The sequence below is a fragment of the Massilia sp. TWP1-3-3 genome, assembly GCF_049897805.1.
Taxonomy (GTDB): domain Bacteria; phylum Pseudomonadota; class Gammaproteobacteria; order Burkholderiales; family Burkholderiaceae_D; genus Telluria_A.
The window spans coordinates 327,691-346,641 of the sequence record NZ_JAFCWX010000001.1 but is presented as its reverse complement, the minus strand read 5'-3'; the positions used below and the strand labels follow the sequence as shown (position 1 = coordinate 346,641).

The window sequence follows — 18,951 nt, the reverse complement described above, 5'->3', positions numbered from 1 at the left end:
GCCACACCCCCGCAAATTTATTTGATGAATTTCCGCGAGCAGATTTGCGTGCAAATGGGATATTCAGATCCTGCTCCCCAGCAGGGAAATTCCCCGGCAGAAAGTAACGTTCAGCTTTGTTTAACTTATATCAATTACATATTAATAAGAAAGCTTAATCGAATTTGTAGGTCATATTCCCGTCATGCATAGTTGGGACAATAACAGTGTTGTTTCATAAACGTCCTCGAGGAAATTCAATGCGTCAGAACACCAAAAAGCTCTTGCCTCACCTTGCCATTTTTCTTGCACTGACGGCCGGAAACGCCGCATTCGCATCCGAACTCGATCACCGTGAATTTGAAGCAACCTTGCATGTGCCTTACAAAGCTGCCGCGCAGAACGAAGCGCGCGCCTTCACGCTGGAATTCGACTATCCGTACGTCACCACCGCGCAAGACATCAGCTGGCGCGTCGAGCTGGTCGGCCCCAACGGCCACGTGGTGCAGCGCTGGAATGGCGTGCAGCGCCTGTTCAAGAATGCCGTCAAGGTCGATGTCAAATGGAATGGCCGTGCCGACCCGATCAGCAACCCGGACGGTACCTATCAGGTCCGCATGCAAGCCGTAGCCAACGACGCGCCGCTTGCCGGCAAGGCCGACAAGTCGGCCGCAGGCATCGATGCCGCGCTGGCTGCCGGTGGCGCCGACGTCATCGAGCAAACCTGGGAACTGTCGGTCGGCAAGACCGCTGCCCCGGCCATGCCCGCCTTTCAGGCTTTGAACACCAGCAAGCCGGCGCGCACCGCCGCCAAGACGCAAGACCAGTTGTCGGTCCAGACGATGGCTCCGGCCACCGGTTCGTTGCCGTACACCGTGTATCTTGCCAACCTGCACAGTCAGACCAACCACAGCGATGGCGGCGGCCCTGTCGGCTCCTGTTCCGGTTCGCAAGCGCCGCTGTCGGCCCCGTTCGGCCCGAGCGACGCGTTTGCCTACGCCAAGGGCCGCGGTCTGGACATGTTGATGACGTCCGAGCACAACCACATGTTCGATGGTTCGTCCGGCACCAATACCTCCGCCAACCCGGCCACCGCCAAGGCGCTCTACCAGTCGGGCCTGACGGCGGCGGCGGACTTCAATGCCGCCAACCCCAACTTTCTGGCCGTGTACGGTATGGAATGGGGCGTGATCAACAACGGCGGCCACCTGAATATCTTCAATTCGAGCGATTTGCTGGGCTGGGAATACAACAGCAGCGGCCAGCTGATTGCCGACATCCTGACCGAAAAGACCGACTACGCCGGCCTGTATACAATGATGCGCCAGCGCGGCTATGTGGGCCAGTTCAACCACCCTTCAACCAGCGGCCAGTTCCTCGTGGGCGGCGTGCCGCTCGGCTATTCCGCCGATGGCGACCAGGCCATGGCGCTGTGCGAAGTGCTCAATACGTCGGCGTTCTCGGTCAATACCACCGAAACGGAAACCGGCCGCAGCAATTTTGAAGTTGCCTGCCAAAAGGCGCTCGAATCGGGCTTTCACGTTGCGTTTTCGACCAACCAGGACAATCACTGCGCCAACTGGGGTGCGTCGTACACCAACCGCACTGGTATCCTGATTCCCACCGGCACCCCGCTGACCCAGGATAGCTTTGTCGCCGCCGTCAAGGCGCGCCGCGTGTTCGCCTCGATGGACAAGAATTCGCAACTGGTGCTCACCGCCAACGGCCACGTCATGGGCGAGCGCTTTGCCAACAGCGGCGCGCTGAACCTGGTGGCCAACTATGCCAATACCGCCGGCCAGACCGTGTCGACGGTCTCCATCATCGAGGGCGTGCCGGGCCGCAATGGTACGCCGACCGAAGTGTCGAGCACGGCAAGCACCACCATCACCCCGGCCAATGGCGAACACTATTACTACGCCAAGGTCACCCAGTCGGACGGCAAGATCCTGTGGTCGGCGCCGGTTTGGGTCACTCAGGGTGGCGCGGGCGACAGCGTGCAGCCTACCGTCTCGGCTGCCGAGTCCGGCACCAGCGGCACCATTGTTGTTTCCGCCAACGCCAGCGACAATGTGGGCGTGACCATGGTCGAGTTTTATGTGGACAATGTCCTAAAGGCGAGCAGCAACGTGGCGCCGTATTCGGCCAGCATCAATTCGACCACGCTGGCGAACGGCAGCCACAGCTTGGTGGCACGCGCCTACGATGCCGCCGGCAATGTGGGCGTCTCGACAGCGGTCGCGTTCAGTGTCAACAATTCGACCGTGGACAGCACGCCGCCAGCGGTAACGGCCGCCGAAAGCGGCTCCAGCGGCGCCATCACGCTGTCGGCCATCGCCAGCGACAATGTGGGCGTCAGCACAGTTGAGTTCTATGTCGACAACGTCCTGAAGGGTACGGACAGCACCGCGCCGTATGCGTTGACGCTCGACTCGCTCACCCTGTCGAACGCCAGCCACGCGCTGACCGCCAGGGCGTACGACGCCGCCAACAACAGCACGCTGTCGGCGCCGGTGAACTTCACGGTATCGAACGTGGCGGCCGTCCAGCGCATCGTCAACCCGGGCTTTGAATCGGGCGCGGCATCGTGGACCGCGTCGACTGGCGTGATCACCACCGACGCCGGCCAGGCGGCCCACGGCGGCAGCTGGAAAGCCTGGCTCAATGGCTATGGCGCGGCGCACACCGACAGCGTCTACCAGCAGGTCGCCATTCCGGCGGCGGCCACCAGCGCCACGCTCAAGTTCTGGCTGAAAGTGGTCTCCGCCGAGACCACCACCACGGGTGCGTTCGACACCCTCAAGGTCCAGGTGCGCAGCAGCAGCGGGGCGGTCCTGGCCACGCTGGCGACGTATTCAAACCTGAACAAGGGCGCGACCTTTGTCGAAAAGAGTTTCGACCTGTCGGCCTACAAGGGCCAGACCGTGCGCGTGTATTTCGAAGGCGTTGAAGGCTCGACCGTGGCCACCTCGTTCGTGCTGGACGACGTGACCTTGAGCACCCAGTAAGCGCGCGGTTTTCCGTGAAAACCCACCGCGTGCGGTGGGTTTTTTTACGTCTGCAGTGTTGTATGTATGGACGTACATACGCGCCCGGCGGTGCTATCGCTGGCGTTCACAGCGTGATATTCTGCCAGCGCCCTTAGATGCAGACAAAAACGGAGACAAGATGAAAAAATCAAGCTACCTGCGCGCCGCAGCGTGCGTCGTGATTACCCAGTGGAGCGCGCTGGCGTTTGCGCTCGACCCGCTCAGCTACGCCCGCTACGACCAGGTCAAGACCACCGATCTCCACATGGACCTGAAGGCCGATTTCGGCACCCGCACGCTGGCCGGCTACGCCGAGCTGTCGCTGGCCTGGATCGACAAAGCGGCCACCACGCTCGACCTGGACACGCGCGAGCTGGCGATCAGCAAGATCGAAGCGCAGGGCCCGAACGGCGCATGGCGCAGCGTGACGTACACGCTCGACAAGCTCGACGCCGAAAAAGGCCAGGCGCTGCACATCGACCTGAAAGGCCAGCCGGCCAAGGTCCGCATCCATTACCGCACCGCACCCACCGCGAGCGCACTGCAGTGGCTTAATCCCGTGCAGACTATGTCGGGCAAGCGTCCTTTCATGTTCAGCCAGTCCGAATCAATCGACGCCCGCTCGTGGGTGCCGGTGCAAGATACGCCGGCGGTGCGCTTTACCTACAGCGCCCGGATCGATGCGCCGCAAGGTTTGCGCGTGGTGATGAGCGCCGATAACGATCCCAAGGCGACCGGCAAGGGTGGCTGGCGCTTCAAGATGCCGCAGGCAATTCCGTCCTACCTGCTGGCGATCGGCATTGGTGAACTTGATGTGCGCAAGCTCGGTCCGCGCACCGGCGTGTATGCGGAACCGAAGCGCATCAAGGCTGCGGCCTACGAATTTGCCGACACCGAAAAAATGATCGCCGCCGCGGAGTCGCTGTACGGCCCGTATCGCTGGGGGCGCTACGACATGCTGGTGCTGCCGCCGTCGTTCCCCATCGGCGGCATGGAAAACCCGCGCCTGACTTTTCTCACGCCCACCATGATCGCGGGCGACCGCAGCCTGGTTGACCTGATCGCGCACGAACTGGCGCACAGCTGGTCCGGCAACCTGGTGACCAACGCCTCGTGGAAGCATTTCTGGCTCAACGAAGGCTTTACCACCTACGTCACCACGCGCATCCTGGAGTCGCTGTACGGGCCGGATGTGGCTGCCATGAACCTGCAGGTCGAACAGGAAGAGGCGCTCGCGTCATTGGCCGCCATCGTGCCGGCCACCAAGCAGGCCTTGATCACGCGTGATGCCGATACCTCGTCGACCGCGTATGCCGACGAAGGCCTGGTCTATCCGAAAGGCGCCTGGCTGCTGCGCACGCTCGAGCAGCGCGCCGGGCGCGCGGTGTTCGATCCGTTTTTGCGCGGCTGGTTCGACCAGCATGCGTTCCAGAGCGTGACGACCGAGCAGTTCGTCGACTACCTGCGCAAGAACCTGCTGACCAAGTATCCCAAGGTGATGAGCGAGGCGGAACTCGAAGAGTGGCTGTACGCGCCGGGCATTCCGGCCAGCGCCCGGCGCGAAAACTCGCGCCGCCTGGCCGCGCTCGACACGGCCCGCGCCGCATGGCTTAAGGGAGAACTGCCGACCGCCAAGCTCGATACCAAAAATTGGAAGGCGATCGAGTGGATGAAGTTCCTGAACGATATCGACAACAAGGCGACCGTCGCCCAGTTGAAGGATCTGGACCAGGCTTTTGGGCTTGGCAAGACGGGCAACAATGAAGTGGCGTTCCGCTTTTACCGCGCTGCCATTCATGCCGGTTACCGCGACATTCGTTCGCCCCTCAATGCCTTTTTGATGAGCGTGGGCCGCCAGAAATTCGTCGTTCCGCTCTACACCGCGCTGCGCGCCAAGCCGGAAGACAAGGCCTGGGCCGAGGACGTGTACAAGAAAGCGCGCGAGCGCTACCACCCGCTCACGCAGAAAAACGTCGATAAACAAATGGCCAAACAAGGATAAGACCGTGCATTCCATGAACCGCATTGCAGCAGCGATCCTGCTCGCCTTTAGCGTCGCTACCGTAGCAGCCGAGCCGGCTGCTACAGTGGCACCAATAGTGGGGCAAGTAGCCGCACCTGCCGCCGCGTACGACCTCGACGCTGACGTCGCCCGCTCCATGAAAACCTTCGACGTGCCCGGCATGGCGATCGCCATCGTCAAGGACGGCAAGGTCATCGCCGCGCGCGGCTTTGGCGTGCGCACGCTTGGCGTGAGCGCGCCGGTAGACGGCAAGACGCTGTTTGAAGTGGCGTCCAATTCCAAGCTATTCACGGCCGCCGCGCTGGCCATGCTGGTTGACGAAGGCAAGCTGGCCTGGGACGATCCGGTGACCAAGCACCTGCCGGATTTTCAGATGTACGACGGCTACGTCACGCATGAAATGACGGTGCGCGATTTGCTGGTGCACCGCAGCGGCCTCGGTCTTGGCGCGGGCGACCTGCTGTGGTGGCCGACCACGCAATTTACGACCGACGAAATCATCCACAAGCTGCGCTACATTAAGCCGGCCACCAGCTTTCGCAGCGCCTACGCGTACGACAATTTGCTGTACATCGTCGCCGGCAAGATCATCGCGCAAAAGGCCGGCAAGACCTGGGGCGAAGCGGTGCGCGAGCGCATCCTCGCGCCGGTCGGCATGACCAGCACCACCACCAGCCTGGCCGAGAACGCGGGCAACCCGAACGTCGCGCATTCGCACAGCAAGATTAACGGGAAGATTTCGGTGGTCAAGGCCGTCCCGGCCGACAACGCCGTTGGCGCGGTGGGCATCAACACCAACGCCGAGGACATCGCGCGCTGGATGACGGTCATGCTCAACAATGGCGCGCTCGGCAAGGATGCGGCGGGCAAGGAGCTGCGCCTGTTCAGCGCCAAGCAGGGCAACGAAATCTTCACGCCGCACACGCCGATCAAGATTGGCGAGGGCAACTCCAAGCTGGCCGCCACCAGGCCGAACTTCTTCAGCTATGGGCTGGGCGTGCAGCTGCGCGACTACAAGGGCCGCAAGGTGGCCCTGCATGGCGGCGCGCTGCTGGGCTTTTATTCGCGGGTGTTGATGGTCCCGGAAGAAAAGCTGGGCATCGCGATCCTGACCAACGCCGAAAGCGGCGGCGCGATGACGTCGCTGCAGTACCGGATATTGGATCACTACCTTGGCGCAGCGCCCAGCGACTGGATCAAGCTGATCGACGAAGTGGAAGACGAGGCGCGCGCCAAGGACAAGGCGGCGCAGGCCAAGGCCACGACCACGCGCGCGGCGAAGTCGTCGCCCTCGCTGCCGCTGGCGTCGTATGACGGCGAGTATGAAGACCAGTGGTACGGCAAGGTGTCTATCAAACACGTCGGTAACAAGCGTGTGATGAACTTTACAAAGACGCCTGACCTGACCGGGGAGCTGGAGCACTTCCAGCACGATACGTTCATCGTGCGCTGGAAGGACCGGCACTTTAATGCCGATGCGTATGTGTCGTTCTCGCTGAACCCGGATGGCAGCATCGAGCGCATGAAGATGGCGCCGGTGTCGTCGGAGATCGACTTCAGTTTTGACTTTGCCGATCTGACGTTTACGCCGGTCAGGAAGGCGCCGTAACGCAGTGGGGAAGCGTGGCCTGCGGCGCTTTTTTGCGCTTTTGGCCACGGTGGGGGTGATTCTTCCCCTCGCTTTTCCACCGGAATTAGCGCGATAAGCCAACGTGCAAAATAGGGCACAGGAATCCCGTCTATTTTTCTTCTTGGATGCATGCTGGCTATTTAGCAGCTCACAGTAGGGCATCTCACCGCAGCGCTACGTGAGTTTCTTGATCGAATTAGTCCGATGACGTTTGTGGAGGAGCCGAGAGCGGACAAGTAGCTTTGGAAACAGCATGAATCGACGCCAACAGTATTTTCTACCTCACCCACCCACCCGTGACACCATTGGCTCCGGTCTCTACTGCCCGTCCCAAGCCTTTGTCACCAGCGGCGCCAACGCCGCCGTATAGCGTTTGGCCGCCGCATGCGACAGGTGCGACCACTCGGGAATGTCGGTTTCCTGCAACTGCGGATAATCCTCAAAATGAATTCCGGGCATGCCTGTGCGGCGCAAGAGCTCGTCCCAGGTACGGTCGCGCGGAAAAGCACGCTGTTCGAAGGCGTAGTAATCGCCGCCCGATGGTGGGCGCACAAAAACGATACGCACGCCGTGCGCGCGCAAGGTTTTGACGGCCGCTACGGCGCGCGCAATCTGCTTTTCGCCCAGCGCCGCCGCCTTGGCGGGCGTGTCGATTATTGGCGGGGGTGGACCATTCACGCGCGAGGCCCAGATCGACTGCGCCATTGCCCGGTATGCCGGATCGTCGACGACCTTGGGCCACAAATGGGTATTGCGGTCCGCTTCCATCACGGACAGCTTGCGCACGGGCCGCGGGCCTTTCATTCCGGGCCGCTGCGGCCAGTCGAGACGGGCAACGACTTTGTCAAGCGCGAAGTCCTGGTCGTAAAAAGCGAAATACGGCTCGACCAGGCGCTGGCTGAGCCAGTGACCGATGCGCCGCGACGGTCCCTCCTTGTGGTAGCTCCTGATGGCCGCGGTGCGATAGCCAAAGCCGGAAAAAAACAGGTCCGGCGCTACGCCCACCAAAAGCCGACCCGTGAAATCGGGGTCGGCGGCCAGGTCTTCGAGCGCGAGCACGCTGCTTGTGCCTTCGAGCGCGAGCTGGATCGGGCGCACGCCCGTGCTCTGCTGCCACACGTCGAGCTGCACGTCGAACAGCACGCGCGAGGAACCGATCAGCACTGTGCCCCCGCCCTCGCCCTGATTGATGCGGCGCCGCTGGGCGGCCCACTGGCTGTCGTCATTGGCATAGTAGCCTGTCAATGCCCCGTAATTGCGCCACTGCGCTTCCCATAGGCACACCAGGCCCGCCATGAACGCGAAGGCGCAGGCGCACAGCGGCAGCCAAGGCCGAGCCGGCACGTCGCGCTCCGCCACCGGCTGGGCCACGCCAGGCCGGTCGGAAGCGGTCTGGCGGATCACGAGACCGGGACGGTCAGAACTGAAAGTAGATGAAGGCATTGCCTGCTCCTTGCGCGATGATGATGGCAAAGGCCATCAGGCCCCAGCCCAGTGCGATGATGGGCGCCGGCACGCGCGTCAGGACATTTTCCAGCGTCGTGCCGCGCATGGCCCAGTGCACGAGAAAGATCGAACCGACAATCGCGCCCGTGGTCACCAGCTGCGCCGTCGGTAGCAGCGGGCCGGCCTTGTCGTTCATGCCCGCCATGCCGTTCAGGATGGTCCACGCGCCGCCGAAGGTGTGGGCGCGGAAAAACACCCAGGTCACGTTCACCAGCGCGTAGGTCAGCAGCGCCAGGGCGAACAGGGCCGCCGGGCCTGGTCGCCAACTGCCGAAGCGCCCGCGCAGGAAGCGTTCGGCGCCCAGGTAGAGGCCGTGCAGGCCGCCCCAGGCCACAAAGGTCCAGCTCGCGCCATGCCAAAGGCCACCGAGCAGCATCGTGGCCATCAGCGCCAAATACGTGCGCGCTTCGCCATGGCGGCTGCCGCCCAGCGGAATGTAGAGATAGTCACGCAGCCATGATGAGAGCGTGATATGCCAGCGCCGCCAAAAGTCCGAGAAGCCCACGGCCGCGTAGGGGAAGCGGAAATTGTCCGGCATTGCAAAGCCCAGGCACATGGCCACGCCGATGGCGGTAGTGGAGTAGCCGGCGAAGTCGCAAAAGATCTGGCCGGAAAAGGCGAGCGTGCCCATCCAGGCGTCGAGCATGCCGGGCGGCGCCTTGGCCTCGAACAGACGCTCGGCGGCCGGCCCGAGGAAGCTGTCGGCCAGCACGACTTTTTCGAACATGCCGATTGTCATCAAGGCCAGCCCGAAACCGAGCATGGCGCGGGTCGCTCGGCGCGGTTCGGCAAATTGCGGCACCAGCTCGGTCGGCCGCATGATGGGCCCGGCCACCAGGTGCGGAAAGAAGGTGACGAACAGCGCGTAGTCGAGGAAGCTCTGGGCCGGCGCCGCACGCCGCAGGTAGACGTCGAGCGTGTAAGAGAGCGTGGCGAAGGTGTAGAAGGAAATGCCGACTGGGAGCACGATGTCGAAAGCCGGCGCCTGGTAAGTGACGCCCACCGTTCCCATGACGGCGACGAAATTGTCCATCAGAAAGTGGCCGTACTTGAAGTAGAACAGCATGCCCAGGTTGACGACCACCGACAGCAGCATCCACGCGCGCCGCGCTGCGGGCCGCGCGGCATGCACGAGCTTGTGGGCCGCGTACCAGTCGACGATGGTGGAGATCCACAGCAGCACCACGAAGGGCGGATTCCACGCCGCGTAGAACAGATAGCTGGCAATGAGCAGATTGATCTTGCGGGTGGTCCAGCCCAGCGGCAGCGCGTGCAGCGCGAGCACGATGGCCAGGAAGACCACGAAGGTAAGCGAGTTGAACACCATGGGTGACGCCCTCCGTTATTTAGGCAATCCCGGATCGTCACAAATAGTAGCTCTTTAATAAATCTTTGTAAGCACATCAGAAAAAGTGTTGTTTTCCTGGCATTTTCGGCGCTAGCAGCCTGTCGGACTATGGGTAAAAAAGAAACTTTATTGACCGCTTACTGAAAATTTAGGCTAAATTTCCGCATTTAAATGCCACGAATGGTATCCAGAGCCAATATTTTTCGTTTCAGGCGCGCAATCGTGTTTTAGTTTCGCAAGTCCGACAGGCTGCTAGTGTTCCTCGTACTGCATGTCGATCTGGGCCGGTGTGGCGTCCTTGGCCAGTCACCAAGTAACCAGTCCTTTGGTCGATTGACGGGTACTATGAACTCAGTGACCGTCTGCTTGTGCAGGTCGCGAGCTGAGAGCAGAGGACATGATGGATGCAGGGGCGCGACGGGCGCAGCGACTGCCATGGAAGCCACTCGAGACGAATCCAAAGGATTTGGCTGGTTTTCTGCTTCATCTGCAGTCGTTGTCGCACTGGCCGGCCAGAGAAGAAAATCCTATTTTCCTGTTGGCGGACGGGCGATTTGCCGCCATATTTACTATTGGATAGGTCCGCTTTGCGGCGGCGGCCAAGGTGCAAGGCTATCTTGCAACGTCGAGTACAATCGGCAGCAGTCGGCCAGGTCATTGGCGGCGGAGAGCTGCGGAGGATTCGCTCAAGGAGGGAACTTTATGAGATATGACCTCGGGTAACCCTTCGTTTTACGATCGATAACACGTTAGGCATTTAATGACGCAGTTCCTCCACAACTTTGCATGCTTCGACTGCCAAATCTCTTTCAAGTGGCCGGCGACAAGCAACTCGGCAACGGGCAGCGCGCATCTGGCGGAGTCAGAGCTCGCTCACAACTGTCCGAACTGCGGTCACAAAATGGCATTCATGGGCCGCAACTTTGCCACTCCGTCCAAAGCCGATAACTCTGCATGGCGCGCTGCAAAGTGCCTATGGGAAGCGGGTTTTCGCTATTCAGGCAGCGGCTATCACTCCGATCCGCCACTTGCAAGAACAAAACAAGAGATGGTTGCCTTTGTCGAACAAAACCCAAAGCACGCTCAAAGAATTGGGCGGCCAAGCAACTGGAGCAAATATGCCTGACCCGGCTTTCAACACCGCCTCGACAGTGCACAATCGGCCAAGAGCCGAAGTTCAGATTCACTTCAGTGTCGCTGAAAGGTTTCCCATGATGAGTAAGGAAAGTGCGCCAGTTGCATGGTCGGCACTCATGTACGAGCTTGAAGATGCGCAGGAACACCTGACTTCAATAATCGCTAACATGAACAGCGATGCCAACTTTGATGAGGTAAATCTACGTATCGATCTCGGGCATGTTTTTTCGCATCTGAACCGGGCATGGCATCGCCGCGAGAAAATCGAGGGGTTGGACGAAGTGGAATGGCTGGAAGCGAGCAAGTTTCCCACGGACCTCGACCCAACTTAGAAGTGCGTAGCGTCAGGCCAAGGTCGGCCAGAACCGGCCACTCAGCCGAGCACAAGTGAGTGCATGGAAAATAAATCAGAGTTGCCATTCCAATATGATCAAACATGAGCCCTACGGAAATCGGCTATGTCGCGCCCCAGATTTCATTGTTGCGTATACGCTGGATCCATGTGACGAGCTGAGATTGTCGAAGCCGGGGCAAGGAATGCGTGTTGACTTCCTGTACGACGGGGAGAGTCCTACTGTTGAGGGTATCCACATGATTTGGCCAGAAATCCTCGATGAGGATGGTCGCGTGATGATGGACACAACACCCGGCATATTGCCTAAGAATGGAAAGGCAAATATGTGGGTGTTCGACCCGGCAAGCCGAGATTTTCATGCAAAAAAACTAAAAATTGGAGCCAAAGGTTATTGGGTGCGCGGTAGCTATCGCCTCGCCAGAGTCGTTGTGATCGAAATCTGTAGCTTAGCCCGCTGACTTAGACGCGAGTCTGCTTGACCGGATGCTGCGGCACTTCACAATTTTTTGCGAGTTGCAAGCCGTTCAGTCCCCGTTAGAATTCGGATTTTGTTGTTCATGCCGAACGCACGCTTCGGGGCGACTGCAGTCACTCAGAAAAATAATTTTCGTGGGCCTTTAGTTTTTAGTCACCCGTCACCCGAAGTGAATTGCTGGTTCCCGTACTGCGCCAGCCGCTCCTGCAGCGTCCCGCTGTGCAGCTCAAGCAAATTGTCATCGTAATCATAGAAGTACAGCGAAATCCCTTCGCCTTCCACACGCGCCCGGGCAGGGCGGATCTCCACATCCAGCGCGCGCAGCTTGCGTTCATACTCCACCATGTCGCCGGCGTCGGCGGCAAACGCCACGTGCCGGTACGAACGCGCCACCGGCTCCCCCTTCATCAGCGCCACCCACACGTCGCCCAGCACGAAGAATTTTTCTTCCGACAGCGAATACGTCTGCTTGCCGCTGTCGTAGACTTGCGCCGCGCCCAGCGCGTCACGCCACAACCGCGCAGCGCGCTCCAGGTCACTGACGATCAAAGTAACGTGGCTCAGGCCCCGGATCGCCATTACTTCTTTTTATCCCAGATATCCATCATGTCTTTCGTCCCCTGCAGGCGGATGCCGTTATCGGACAACACGCCGTCGGTCGCCTCCTGCATCTCCTTGCGCCGCACGACCATGTTCTCGCCGCCGCGCTGGTCGAAGTGGATCACCAGCAGTTCATCCTTGGCGTCGCGCAGCAGCGTCACCAGGTGCGCCAGGCTGCGTACCGGCACCTTGTTGACCGAGTAGATCACCGAGCCGAATCGGTTGCTGTAGCCGGTCACCAGCTTGTGCGGGAAAAACGGCGAACTGACCACGATCAGCTCTTCGCGCTCTTTGGTCGGCTGGTCGCCGCGGCGCGTGACGAGGGGACTGGCCACCCAGCCGTAGGCATTGAGCGCATTCGCATTGCCCGTCATGAAATTGAGGAAGTCCGACGTGGCGCGCGAAAACACGATCGGGCCATAGATAAAGTACGACGGATAGCCGCCGTTCAGGTCCGGGATCAAGAGCTGGCGCCCGGTCAATACCGGCACCTGCACGTCCATCGGCTTGCCATCGCGGATGATCGTCAGCGGCACCTTGCCGTTCTTGGCCAGCTGCTGCACGCGGTACTGGAAGCGCACCCGCAGGTTGGTGCCCAGGTTGACCATCGACTGGTTGTCGATGGCCGAGTTGCCGATGCGGGTGATGACGTCCCACTCCTTGAGCGGATAGGCCGGGTCATCCTGGCCGGGGCTTTGCACCACGGCGCCGGTGACCGACTTGTCGAGTTTCAGGAAGGTGCGCAGCACCGGGTTTTCCAGCGTCTGCGTTTCGTCTAGCAGCGCCGGCTTGCCGTCGTAGCGCCCGTCGGCCACGTCGCGCAGGAACAGCTCCACTTCTTCGTTGGGAATGATGTAGCCGATGTTTTGCGCATTGGTCGCCGCGCCAAATGCCAGGCCCACCATCTTGTCGCCGGCAATCGCCGGCCCGCCGCTGTTGCCCGAATTGATGGCGGCGTCGATCTGGATCCGCAGCCCCGCCGTGTCCATGCTGTAGTTGACAAATTCGATGCGCGAGACAATGCCCTTGGTCATCGAGAGCGAGGTGCCGCCGGTCGGGTAGCCATACGCAAAAACCTGGTCGCGCACATTGGGCAGCACGCTGGCGCGCGCCACCGGTGCATGGCTGTTGAAGAAGGTGTCGTCGTCCAGCTTGAGCAGCGCCAGGTCCATGTCGCGCGCCACCGCCACCACCGTGGCCGAGACTTTGTCGCCCGCTTCGTTGGCCTGCACCTGCACCTGGCTCGCGTAGCCGACCACGTGCGCGTTGGTGAGGATGCGGCGCCCTTCTATGACGACCCCGGATCCGGTCACGTCGGCCGGCGACGCCTTGCTCCATGGTTTGAACGGATCGGGGCGGCGCAGCGTCGAGAAGACCTTCACGACCGAGTTTTCGAGGTTGGCAGGAATGGCCGGCGCCGGTGCCGGGACCGCGCTTTCCTTGACTGCTTCTTGGGCCGCGGCCTGGCTGCCGGTCAAAAAGCTGCACGCAGCAAGTGAAAGCACGGCGACGATACGCAGAGTTGTCATGTTCGATTTTCAGGAGGATACCCGCAGGCGCGGGCGGTAGCGCAAATATACACGCTGCGCGCAACTTGCAGAGGCGCCGGCGCATAAAAAAAGGCCCCTTGCGGGGCCTGGAGTGCTTACTTTTTCACGAACTTGAGCGTCATGCGGTCGCTCTCGCCGATGGCGAGGTATTTGTCGCGGTCGACGTCTTTGTTGGCCAGTACTGGCGGCAGCGACCACACGCCCTTGTTATGGTCGGCCGTGTCTTTCGGGTTGGCGTTGATCTCGGACTTGGCCACCAGCTTGAAGCCGGCCGCCTCGATCATCTTGATCACTTGCGCCTCGTGCAGGTAGCCGCTGTCTGGCTTGACCGGCTTGCCGGCGGGCGCGCGATGGTCGACCACGCCGAACACGCCACCCGGCTTGAGTGCCGTGTGCACGCTCTTGAAGATTTGCTTGACCTTGGCGTCACCTTCGCCAGTCCAGTTATGGATGTTGCGGAACGTGACGACCAGGTCGACGCTGCCCGGCGCAGCAAAGTTGTAGGTGGTGGGCACTTCAAACACGCCGCGCTGCACCTTGCCGTACATGGCCGGGTTGGCGCTGAATTTTTCTGTCAGCCTGGCCGCTGCGCGCTTGGCGCCGTCGTCAGTTGACGTGGGCGATTCGCCCGCTGCAATGAGTTTGCCGTGATCGCGAAGGTAGGGGGCGAGGATTTCGGTGTACCAGCCGCCGCCAGGGCTCAGCTCGACCACCGTCATGGTCGGCTTGATGCCAAAGAAGGTCAGCGTTTCGTATGGATGGCGCGCGCCGTCGCGCATCATGTTGGCCGGCGTGCGGTCCTTGCTGGCGATCGCCGCCTTGAGGGCGTCGTCGGCGCCGTCTGCGCCCTTGGCATGTACCGCGCCTGCCAGGCTTGTGGCCAGCATGGCGGCCAGGATCATTCGTTTCATGTGTGTGTGCCTCCGTTGATGAACTGTGACGATAATCCGGTATGCGCGCCGCACGGTCAAGTGGATTCGCATCGGCACCGGCCAGCACGCGGGTTACACTTGCCGTCTCTCGTGATGGACGTGTTTACGCCAACAGCCATGCCTTTGACTTTCCGTTTTCCGTTCGCTCTCCTGCTGTGCGCCGCTTTGCCTGCCTTTGCCGCAGCCCCTCCCGCCATGCTGGACAAGGGCGGGTCAGTCAACGGCATCGCGCTCTTTACTACTTATATGGCCATGGCACCAAGCGCGCAGGTGGGCGATTTTGCCGTCATGACGCGGGGCGACCAGGCTGCAATGGCAGAACCGGTCACGCACGCGACCGCGCTGGCGGGCGCGCTTGCCGCGCCGGGCGACGCTTGCACCCCGGCCCTTCCCACCAGCGCCCTTGGCCGGGGCAGGAGCGGCACCACCACGGTGCTGCTGCGCGTGGGCCTTGAAGGCAAAGTGATCGGCGCCAAGCTCACCGCGTCGAGCGGCTTTGCCGACCTTGACCAAGCGACCATCGCCGCCGCCGGCAAGTGCACATTCACTCCCAAAATCAGGAACGGGGTCGCCATCGAAACGTCGGTGGTGTTCACCCACGTCTGGAAAAGCGCCTCGTCGCCTTTGGCGAGCGCCGCGGCCGCGTCCGCGCCAGCGTCACGCAAGCCGTGCGCGCGCTTCGCCTATCCGGGGGCCGCGTTGGCCAATGGCGAGCAGGGGACTGTCCACATGACATTGCTGATCGACGTCGACGGCAGCGTGCGCGAAAAGAAGGTCGTCAAGAGCAGCGGTTCCGCCGAACTTGACCGGGCGGCGCTCGACGGCATGGCGCAATGCGCGTTCACGCCCGCCATCACCAACGGCTTGCCCGAAAAGTCGCTGCTCTCGTATTCTTACACCTGGACGCTTCATTAGCGCTGGTCGCCCATCCAGGACTTCAGGCCCGTCACCCATTTCTTGGCCGGCAGGTTCATGCTTTTTTTGATCTGGCCGGCGCGCTCGTACAGCACGCTGAAATCGATCTGCGGCGACTTTTTGAATGCGACGACGACGATGTTCGCGTCATGCACTTCGGGCAGCCACACCACCGCATCGAACACTAGCTCCATGTTCTGCAGGTTCTTGTCGTAGTTGCCAAAGTCGCCGAAAACATTGGCTGTCATGATGCCGTCGGGCGTGAGGCAATCGAGGCAGGCCTGGTAAAACTCGGGCGAATCGAGCACCGGGCCGCGCGCCTGTTCGTCGTACAGGTCAACCTGCAGCACGTCGACCGTATTGTGGTTGGCCGGGTCGCATACGAAGTCCATCGCATCCATCTCGCGCACGTCCAGCCGCGCGTCGTTGGGCGGCAGGCCAAACAGCGCGTGGCAAATGGCGATCACGTTCGGATTGAGTTCAGCCACCGTCACCCGCGCCTGGGGAAAGCGGTGATAGCTGAACTTGGTCAGCGCCGCGCTGCCAAGGCCCAGCTGAACGATATGGCGCGGCGTGTCCAGGAACAGCATCCACATCATCATCATCTGGACGTATTCGAGTTCGATAAAGTCGGGCCGGGACAAGCGCATGGCGCCCTGCACCCACGAGGTGCCAAGGTGCAGCGAACGCACGCCTTCAAATTCGGTGGTGGTGGCGGGAGGGTGGCCGGGGGCGTCGAACCGGCTGGCGGGTAGGGTAGGGAGCATGACCCCAATTTTACAGGCCCGCAGCCGGCACCATCAATGGCAGGATCAGCGCCACCGCCAGCCCGCCGCCTTCGCGGTTGCCCAGCGTGATGCGCCCGCCGTGCGCTTCGGCGATTTCGCGCGCCAGCGCCAGGCCCAGACCGGTGCCAGTGCGCTTGGTCGAATAGAAGGGCACCAGCGCGTTGGCCAGCACCGCGTCGTTCATGCCCTGGCCGCGGTCCTGCACTTCAATGCGCAGCAGGCCCTGGCCCGACTTTACGTGCAGCTCCACCTGGTCCGGCGAAGAACCCGATTCGTGCGCGTTCTTGAGCAGGTTGAGCAGCGCCTGCTCGATTTGCCCCGGGTCGAACCAGGCCGGGTCCGCGGGCAGGCTGCCAACGAGCTTGAAGCGCACTTCGGCCGCCAGGCGCCCGACAAAGCTGTCCAACGCGCACGCCTCGACCTGCGGCGTGGGCAGCTTGGCAAAGCGCGCGTAGCCCAGGATGAAGGTTTCGAGGTGGCGCGTGCGTTCCCCGATGGTTTCCAGGATTTGTGGCAGGCGCGCGGTCTGGCCGCGCCGCACCAGTTCCGCACCCGAGTGCGCAAGGGAGGTGAGCGGCGCCAGCGAATTGTTCAGCTCATGGCTGATCACGCGGATCACTTTTTTCCAGGTTTGCACTTCCTGGCGCCGCAATTCCTGGGTCAGCTGGCGCAGCAGCAGCAGCTCGTGCTTGCGCCCGTTGAGCGTAAAGGTGCGGCGCGCCAGGTGGTACACCTCTTCGTCTTCGCGCTCGCCGGCGGTAAACAAACCGTCGCCGCCGCGCGCGAGCGCGTCCACCAGCGCGGGCGCCGCCGTCTTGAGAATGTCGGCCAGGTGATGGCCTTCGAGCTTGCGGCCCTGGCCCAGCAGCTGGCGCGCGGCCAGGTTGGCAAACACGATGGCATTCGCGCTCGACGCGTCGCCCACCAGCAGCATGGCCACCGGCGTGTTCTGGACCATCGTGTCAAGCAGCAGTTCGCGCTGCACCAGCGCCAGGCGCTGCTCGCGCAGCACGTTGCCAAGCGCATTGTGGGCGTCGACCAGGTCCGCCACTTCATCGTTGTGCGGCCAGTGCAGGCCGAACGAAAAGTCGCCGTCCTGGTAGCTGGTGACCGTGCCTTCGAGCGCGCGAAACAGCGACAAAATAGGCCGCAGTTGGGCGCGCATCGTGATGACGGCCAGCGGCACCACGCACGCCATGCAAACGCTTGCGACCAGCAGCGGCTGGCCGGGCAGCAGGTAGTCAAGCGCCAGTGCGAGGCCGACGCCCACGGCCAGCAGCGTGCCCACCAGCGCCGACCAGCGCGTGGCCAGCGTCAGGCGAAAGCGCGACCTGGCTTGCATCACGGCCGCGCAATGCCCAGGCGTTCCATGCGCCGGTACAGCGCCTGGCGCGACAGGCCAAGTTCGGCCGCCGCCTGCGCCACCACGCCGTTGGCGCGCGCCAGTGCCTGCGCCACGCAGTCGCGGTCCGGTTCCACCTCAAGGGCCGGCAGCACCAGCTGCGCCAGGCCCAGATCGGCGGCCTTGATGGCGTCTCCGGGGGCCAGCAGGCAAGCGCGCGCCATCACGTTTTTAAGTTCGCGCACATTGCCCGGCCAGGCATGCGCCAGCAGCGTCGCCTGCGCGCACGGCTCGAGGCGCTTGCCCTTGGGGAGAAAACTGGCCGCCAGCGGCAGAATGTCGTCAGGGCGCGCGGCCAGCGCCGGCAGGCGCAGTTCGATCACGTTAAGGCGGTAGAACAGGTCTTCGCGAAAGGTGCCGGCGCGGATCATGGCGCCCAGGTCGGCATTGGTGGCGCTAATTACGCGCACCTTGACCTGGCGCTCCTTGTTCGAGCCGAGCCGCTCGAAGCGCCCGGTCTCGAGCACCCGCAGCAGCTTCATTTGCCCGGCCAGCGGCAGGTTGCCGATTTCGTCGAGGAACAGGGTGCCGCCGTCGGCCGCCTCGAACTTGCCTTCGCGCGCGCGCGAGGCGCCGGTGTAGGCGCCCGCTTCGGCGCCGAACAGTTCGGCTTCGATCAGTTCGGCCGGCAGCGCGCCGCAATTGAGCACCACGAAGGGGCCGCCGCGCACCGCCGAATTGGCCTGGATGATTTCGGCGATGCGTTCCTTGCCGGTGCCGTTCGGGCCGCTGATCAGCACCGCCACGTCGGCCCGCGCAACCTGGCAGGCCAGGTGCAGCACGCGCTCCATGGCCGCGTCTTGCCAGACCATGCCGCGCAGGTCGAAGCCTTGTTCGAGATCGCGCCGCTGGCGCCGCTGGGACAGTTCGCGCTGGGCGTGCTGCAGCAAGGCGCGGTTGGCCTGGCCCAGCTCGATCAGGTTGGTGACGGTGGCGATCAGGCGGTTGTCGTTCCAGGGCTTGGACAGGTAGTCGGCCGCGCCCGACTTGATCAAGTCTACTGCCGCGTCGAGGTGGGTCCAGGCGGTCAGCAAAATGACCGGCAGGTCCGGGTGGCGGCGCCGGATCTCGCGAAACAGTGCCTTGCCTTCTTCGCCGGAGGTGGTGTCGGCCGAGAAGTTCATGTCTTGGATGACCAGGTCAACGCTGCTGCGTTCGAGCAGGGCCAGGCCTTCTTCGGGCGAGGCGGCGCGCAAGGCGTCGATCTCGTGCAGCGAGAACAGCACTTCAAGGGCGATGGTGATGGCGACGTTGTCGTCGATGATCAGGACGGTGGGCATGG

The 18,951-nt window shown here is 62.2% G+C and carries 14 protein-coding genes and 1 pseudogene; 6 read left to right on the top strand and 9 right to left on the bottom strand.

The window, feature by feature from the left end:
• The first annotated feature begins 239 nt into the window (after positions 1-239).
• The 3 genes from ACP7D4_RS01635 to ACP7D4_RS01625 all read left to right on the top strand — a co-directional run bounded on the left by ACP7D4_RS01635 (position 240) and on the right by ACP7D4_RS01625 (position 6,640).
• Entirely contained in the window at positions 240-2,987 is a 2,748-nt protein-coding gene (locus tag ACP7D4_RS01635; protein WP_426207590.1) for a CehA/McbA family metallohydrolase, read from the top strand.
• A 160-nt stretch (positions 2,988-3,147) separates the two neighbouring features.
• Complete coding sequence (locus ACP7D4_RS01630; RefSeq protein WP_426106877.1) at positions 3,148-5,010, top strand: M1 family metallopeptidase; 1,863 nt, start codon at positions 3,148-3,150, stop codon at positions 5,008-5,010.
• A gap of 13 nt (positions 5,011-5,023) precedes the next feature.
• Entirely contained in the window at positions 5,024-6,640 is a 1,617-nt protein-coding gene (locus tag ACP7D4_RS01625) for a serine hydrolase (protein WP_426106905.1), read from the top strand.
• A 339-nt stretch (positions 6,641-6,979) separates the two neighbouring features.
• Here ACP7D4_RS01625 and ACP7D4_RS01620 read toward each other — a convergent pair whose 3' ends face one another.
• Positions 6,980-8,104, bottom strand: a complete 1,125-nt coding sequence (locus ACP7D4_RS01620; protein WP_426106879.1) for a hypothetical protein — start codon at positions 8,102-8,104, stop codon at positions 6,980-6,982.
• On the bottom strand, positions 8,079-9,494 hold the full coding sequence (locus tag ACP7D4_RS01615; protein ID WP_426106880.1) for an MBOAT family O-acyltransferase: 1,416 nt from the start codon (positions 9,492-9,494) through the stop codon (positions 8,079-8,081). The genes ACP7D4_RS01620 and ACP7D4_RS01615 overlap by 26 nt, the downstream gene beginning before the upstream one ends.
• A 944-nt stretch (positions 9,495-10,438) precedes the next feature.
• Here ACP7D4_RS01615 and ACP7D4_RS01610 point away from each other — a divergent pair.
• A complete protein-coding gene (locus tag ACP7D4_RS01610) occupies positions 10,439-10,984 on the top strand; it encodes a hypothetical protein (RefSeq protein ID WP_426207589.1) in 546 nt (181 codons plus the stop codon).
• Positions 10,985-11,189: 205 nt separating this feature from the next.
• Positions 11,190-11,465: a hypothetical protein gene (locus tag ACP7D4_RS01605; protein WP_426207588.1), complete on the top strand. Its 276-nt coding sequence runs from the start codon at positions 11,190-11,192 to the stop codon at positions 11,463-11,465.
• A gap of 170 nt (positions 11,466-11,635) precedes the next feature.
• Here ACP7D4_RS01605 and fosX read toward each other — a convergent pair whose 3' ends face one another.
• The 4 genes and pseudogenes from fosX to ACP7D4_RS01585 form a co-directional block, all read right to left on the bottom strand.
• On the bottom strand, positions 11,636-12,061 hold the full coding sequence (gene fosX, locus ACP7D4_RS01600; RefSeq protein ID WP_426207587.1) for a FosX/FosE/FosI family fosfomycin resistance hydrolase: 426 nt from the start codon (positions 12,059-12,061) through the stop codon (positions 11,636-11,638).
• The gene (locus ACP7D4_RS01595) at positions 12,061-12,585 is read right to left on the bottom strand and encodes a PDZ domain-containing protein (protein WP_426207604.1); all 525 of its coding nucleotides are present in this window, start codon (positions 12,583-12,585) and stop codon (positions 12,061-12,063) included. The genes fosX and ACP7D4_RS01595 overlap by 1 nt, the downstream gene beginning before the upstream one ends.
• Before the next feature lie 357 nt (positions 12,586-12,942).
• Positions 12,943-13,611, bottom strand: a pseudogene (locus tag ACP7D4_RS01590) (trypsin-like peptidase domain-containing protein); the annotation flags it as partial.
• A gap of 116 nt (positions 13,612-13,727) precedes the next feature.
• The gene (locus ACP7D4_RS01585) at positions 13,728-14,543 is read right to left on the bottom strand and encodes a class I SAM-dependent methyltransferase (RefSeq protein WP_426106885.1); all 816 of its coding nucleotides are present in this window, start codon (positions 14,541-14,543) and stop codon (positions 13,728-13,730) included.
• Between the two features lie 99 nt (positions 14,544-14,642).
• Here ACP7D4_RS01585 and ACP7D4_RS01580 point away from each other — a divergent pair, with 99 nt between their 5' ends.
• Positions 14,643-15,479 (top strand): energy transducer TonB, encoded by an 837-nt coding sequence (locus tag ACP7D4_RS01580; protein WP_426207586.1) that lies wholly within the window; start codon positions 14,643-14,645, stop codon positions 15,477-15,479.
• On the opposite strand, the gene ACP7D4_RS01575 is transcribed toward ACP7D4_RS01580, so the two are convergent.
• From ACP7D4_RS01575 to ACP7D4_RS01565, 3 genes are read right to left on the bottom strand one after another with little or no spacing between them, the layout of a single operon-like run.
• The gene (locus tag ACP7D4_RS01575) at positions 15,476-16,246 is read right to left on the bottom strand and encodes a spermidine synthase (RefSeq protein ID WP_426207585.1); all 771 of its coding nucleotides are present in this window, start codon (positions 16,244-16,246) and stop codon (positions 15,476-15,478) included. The two genes, ACP7D4_RS01580 and ACP7D4_RS01575, sit on opposite strands and share 4 nt — an antisense overlap.
• 10 nt (positions 16,247-16,256) lie before the next feature.
• Complete coding sequence (locus tag ACP7D4_RS01570; RefSeq protein ID WP_426207584.1) at positions 16,257-17,609, bottom strand: sensor histidine kinase; 1,353 nt, start codon at positions 17,607-17,609, stop codon at positions 16,257-16,259.
• The gene (locus tag ACP7D4_RS01565; RefSeq protein WP_426106890.1) at positions 17,609-18,949 is read right to left on the bottom strand and encodes a sigma-54-dependent transcriptional regulator; all 1,341 of its coding nucleotides are present in this window, start codon (positions 18,947-18,949) and stop codon (positions 17,609-17,611) included. The genes ACP7D4_RS01570 and ACP7D4_RS01565 overlap by 1 nt, the downstream gene beginning before the upstream one ends.
• Between the last annotated feature and the right edge of the window lie 2 nt (positions 18,950-18,951).

Coding starts and splice junctions, on each gene's coding strand:
- ACP7D4_RS01635 (WP_426207590.1), top strand. CDS start 240: ATGCGTCAGAACACCAAAAAGCTCTTGCCTCACCTTGCCATTTTTCTT.
- ACP7D4_RS01630 (WP_426106877.1), top strand. CDS start 3,148: ATGAAAAAATCAAGCTACCTGCGCGCCGCAGCGTGCGTCGTGATTACC.
- ACP7D4_RS01625 (WP_426106905.1), top strand. CDS start 5,024: ATGAACCGCATTGCAGCAGCGATCCTGCTCGCCTTTAGCGTCGCTACC.
- ACP7D4_RS01620 (WP_426106879.1), bottom strand. CDS start 8,104: ATGCCTTCATCTACTTTCAGTTCTGACCGTCCCGGTCTCGTGATCCGC.
- ACP7D4_RS01615 (WP_426106880.1), bottom strand. CDS start 9,494: ATGGTGTTCAACTCGCTTACCTTCGTGGTCTTCCTGGCCATCGTGCTC.
- ACP7D4_RS01605 (WP_426207588.1), top strand. CDS start 11,190: ATGCGTGTTGACTTCCTGTACGACGGGGAGAGTCCTACTGTTGAGGGT.
- fosX (WP_426207587.1), bottom strand. CDS start 12,061: ATGGCGATCCGGGGCCTGAGCCACGTTACTTTGATCGTCAGTGACCTG.
- ACP7D4_RS01595 (WP_426207604.1), bottom strand. CDS start 12,585: ATGGACGTGCAGGTGCCGGTATTGACCGGGCGCCAGCTCTTGATCCCG.
- ACP7D4_RS01585 (WP_426106885.1), bottom strand. CDS start 14,543: ATGAAACGAATGATCCTGGCCGCCATGCTGGCCACAAGCCTGGCAGGC.
- ACP7D4_RS01575 (WP_426207585.1), bottom strand. CDS start 16,246: ATGCTCCCTACCCTACCCGCCAGCCGGTTCGACGCCCCCGGCCACCCT.
- ACP7D4_RS01570 (WP_426207584.1), bottom strand. CDS start 17,609: ATGCAAGCCAGGTCGCGCTTTCGCCTGACGCTGGCCACGCGCTGGTCG.
- ACP7D4_RS01565 (WP_426106890.1), bottom strand. CDS start 18,949: ATGCCCACCGTCCTGATCATCGACGACAACGTCGCCATCACCATCGCC.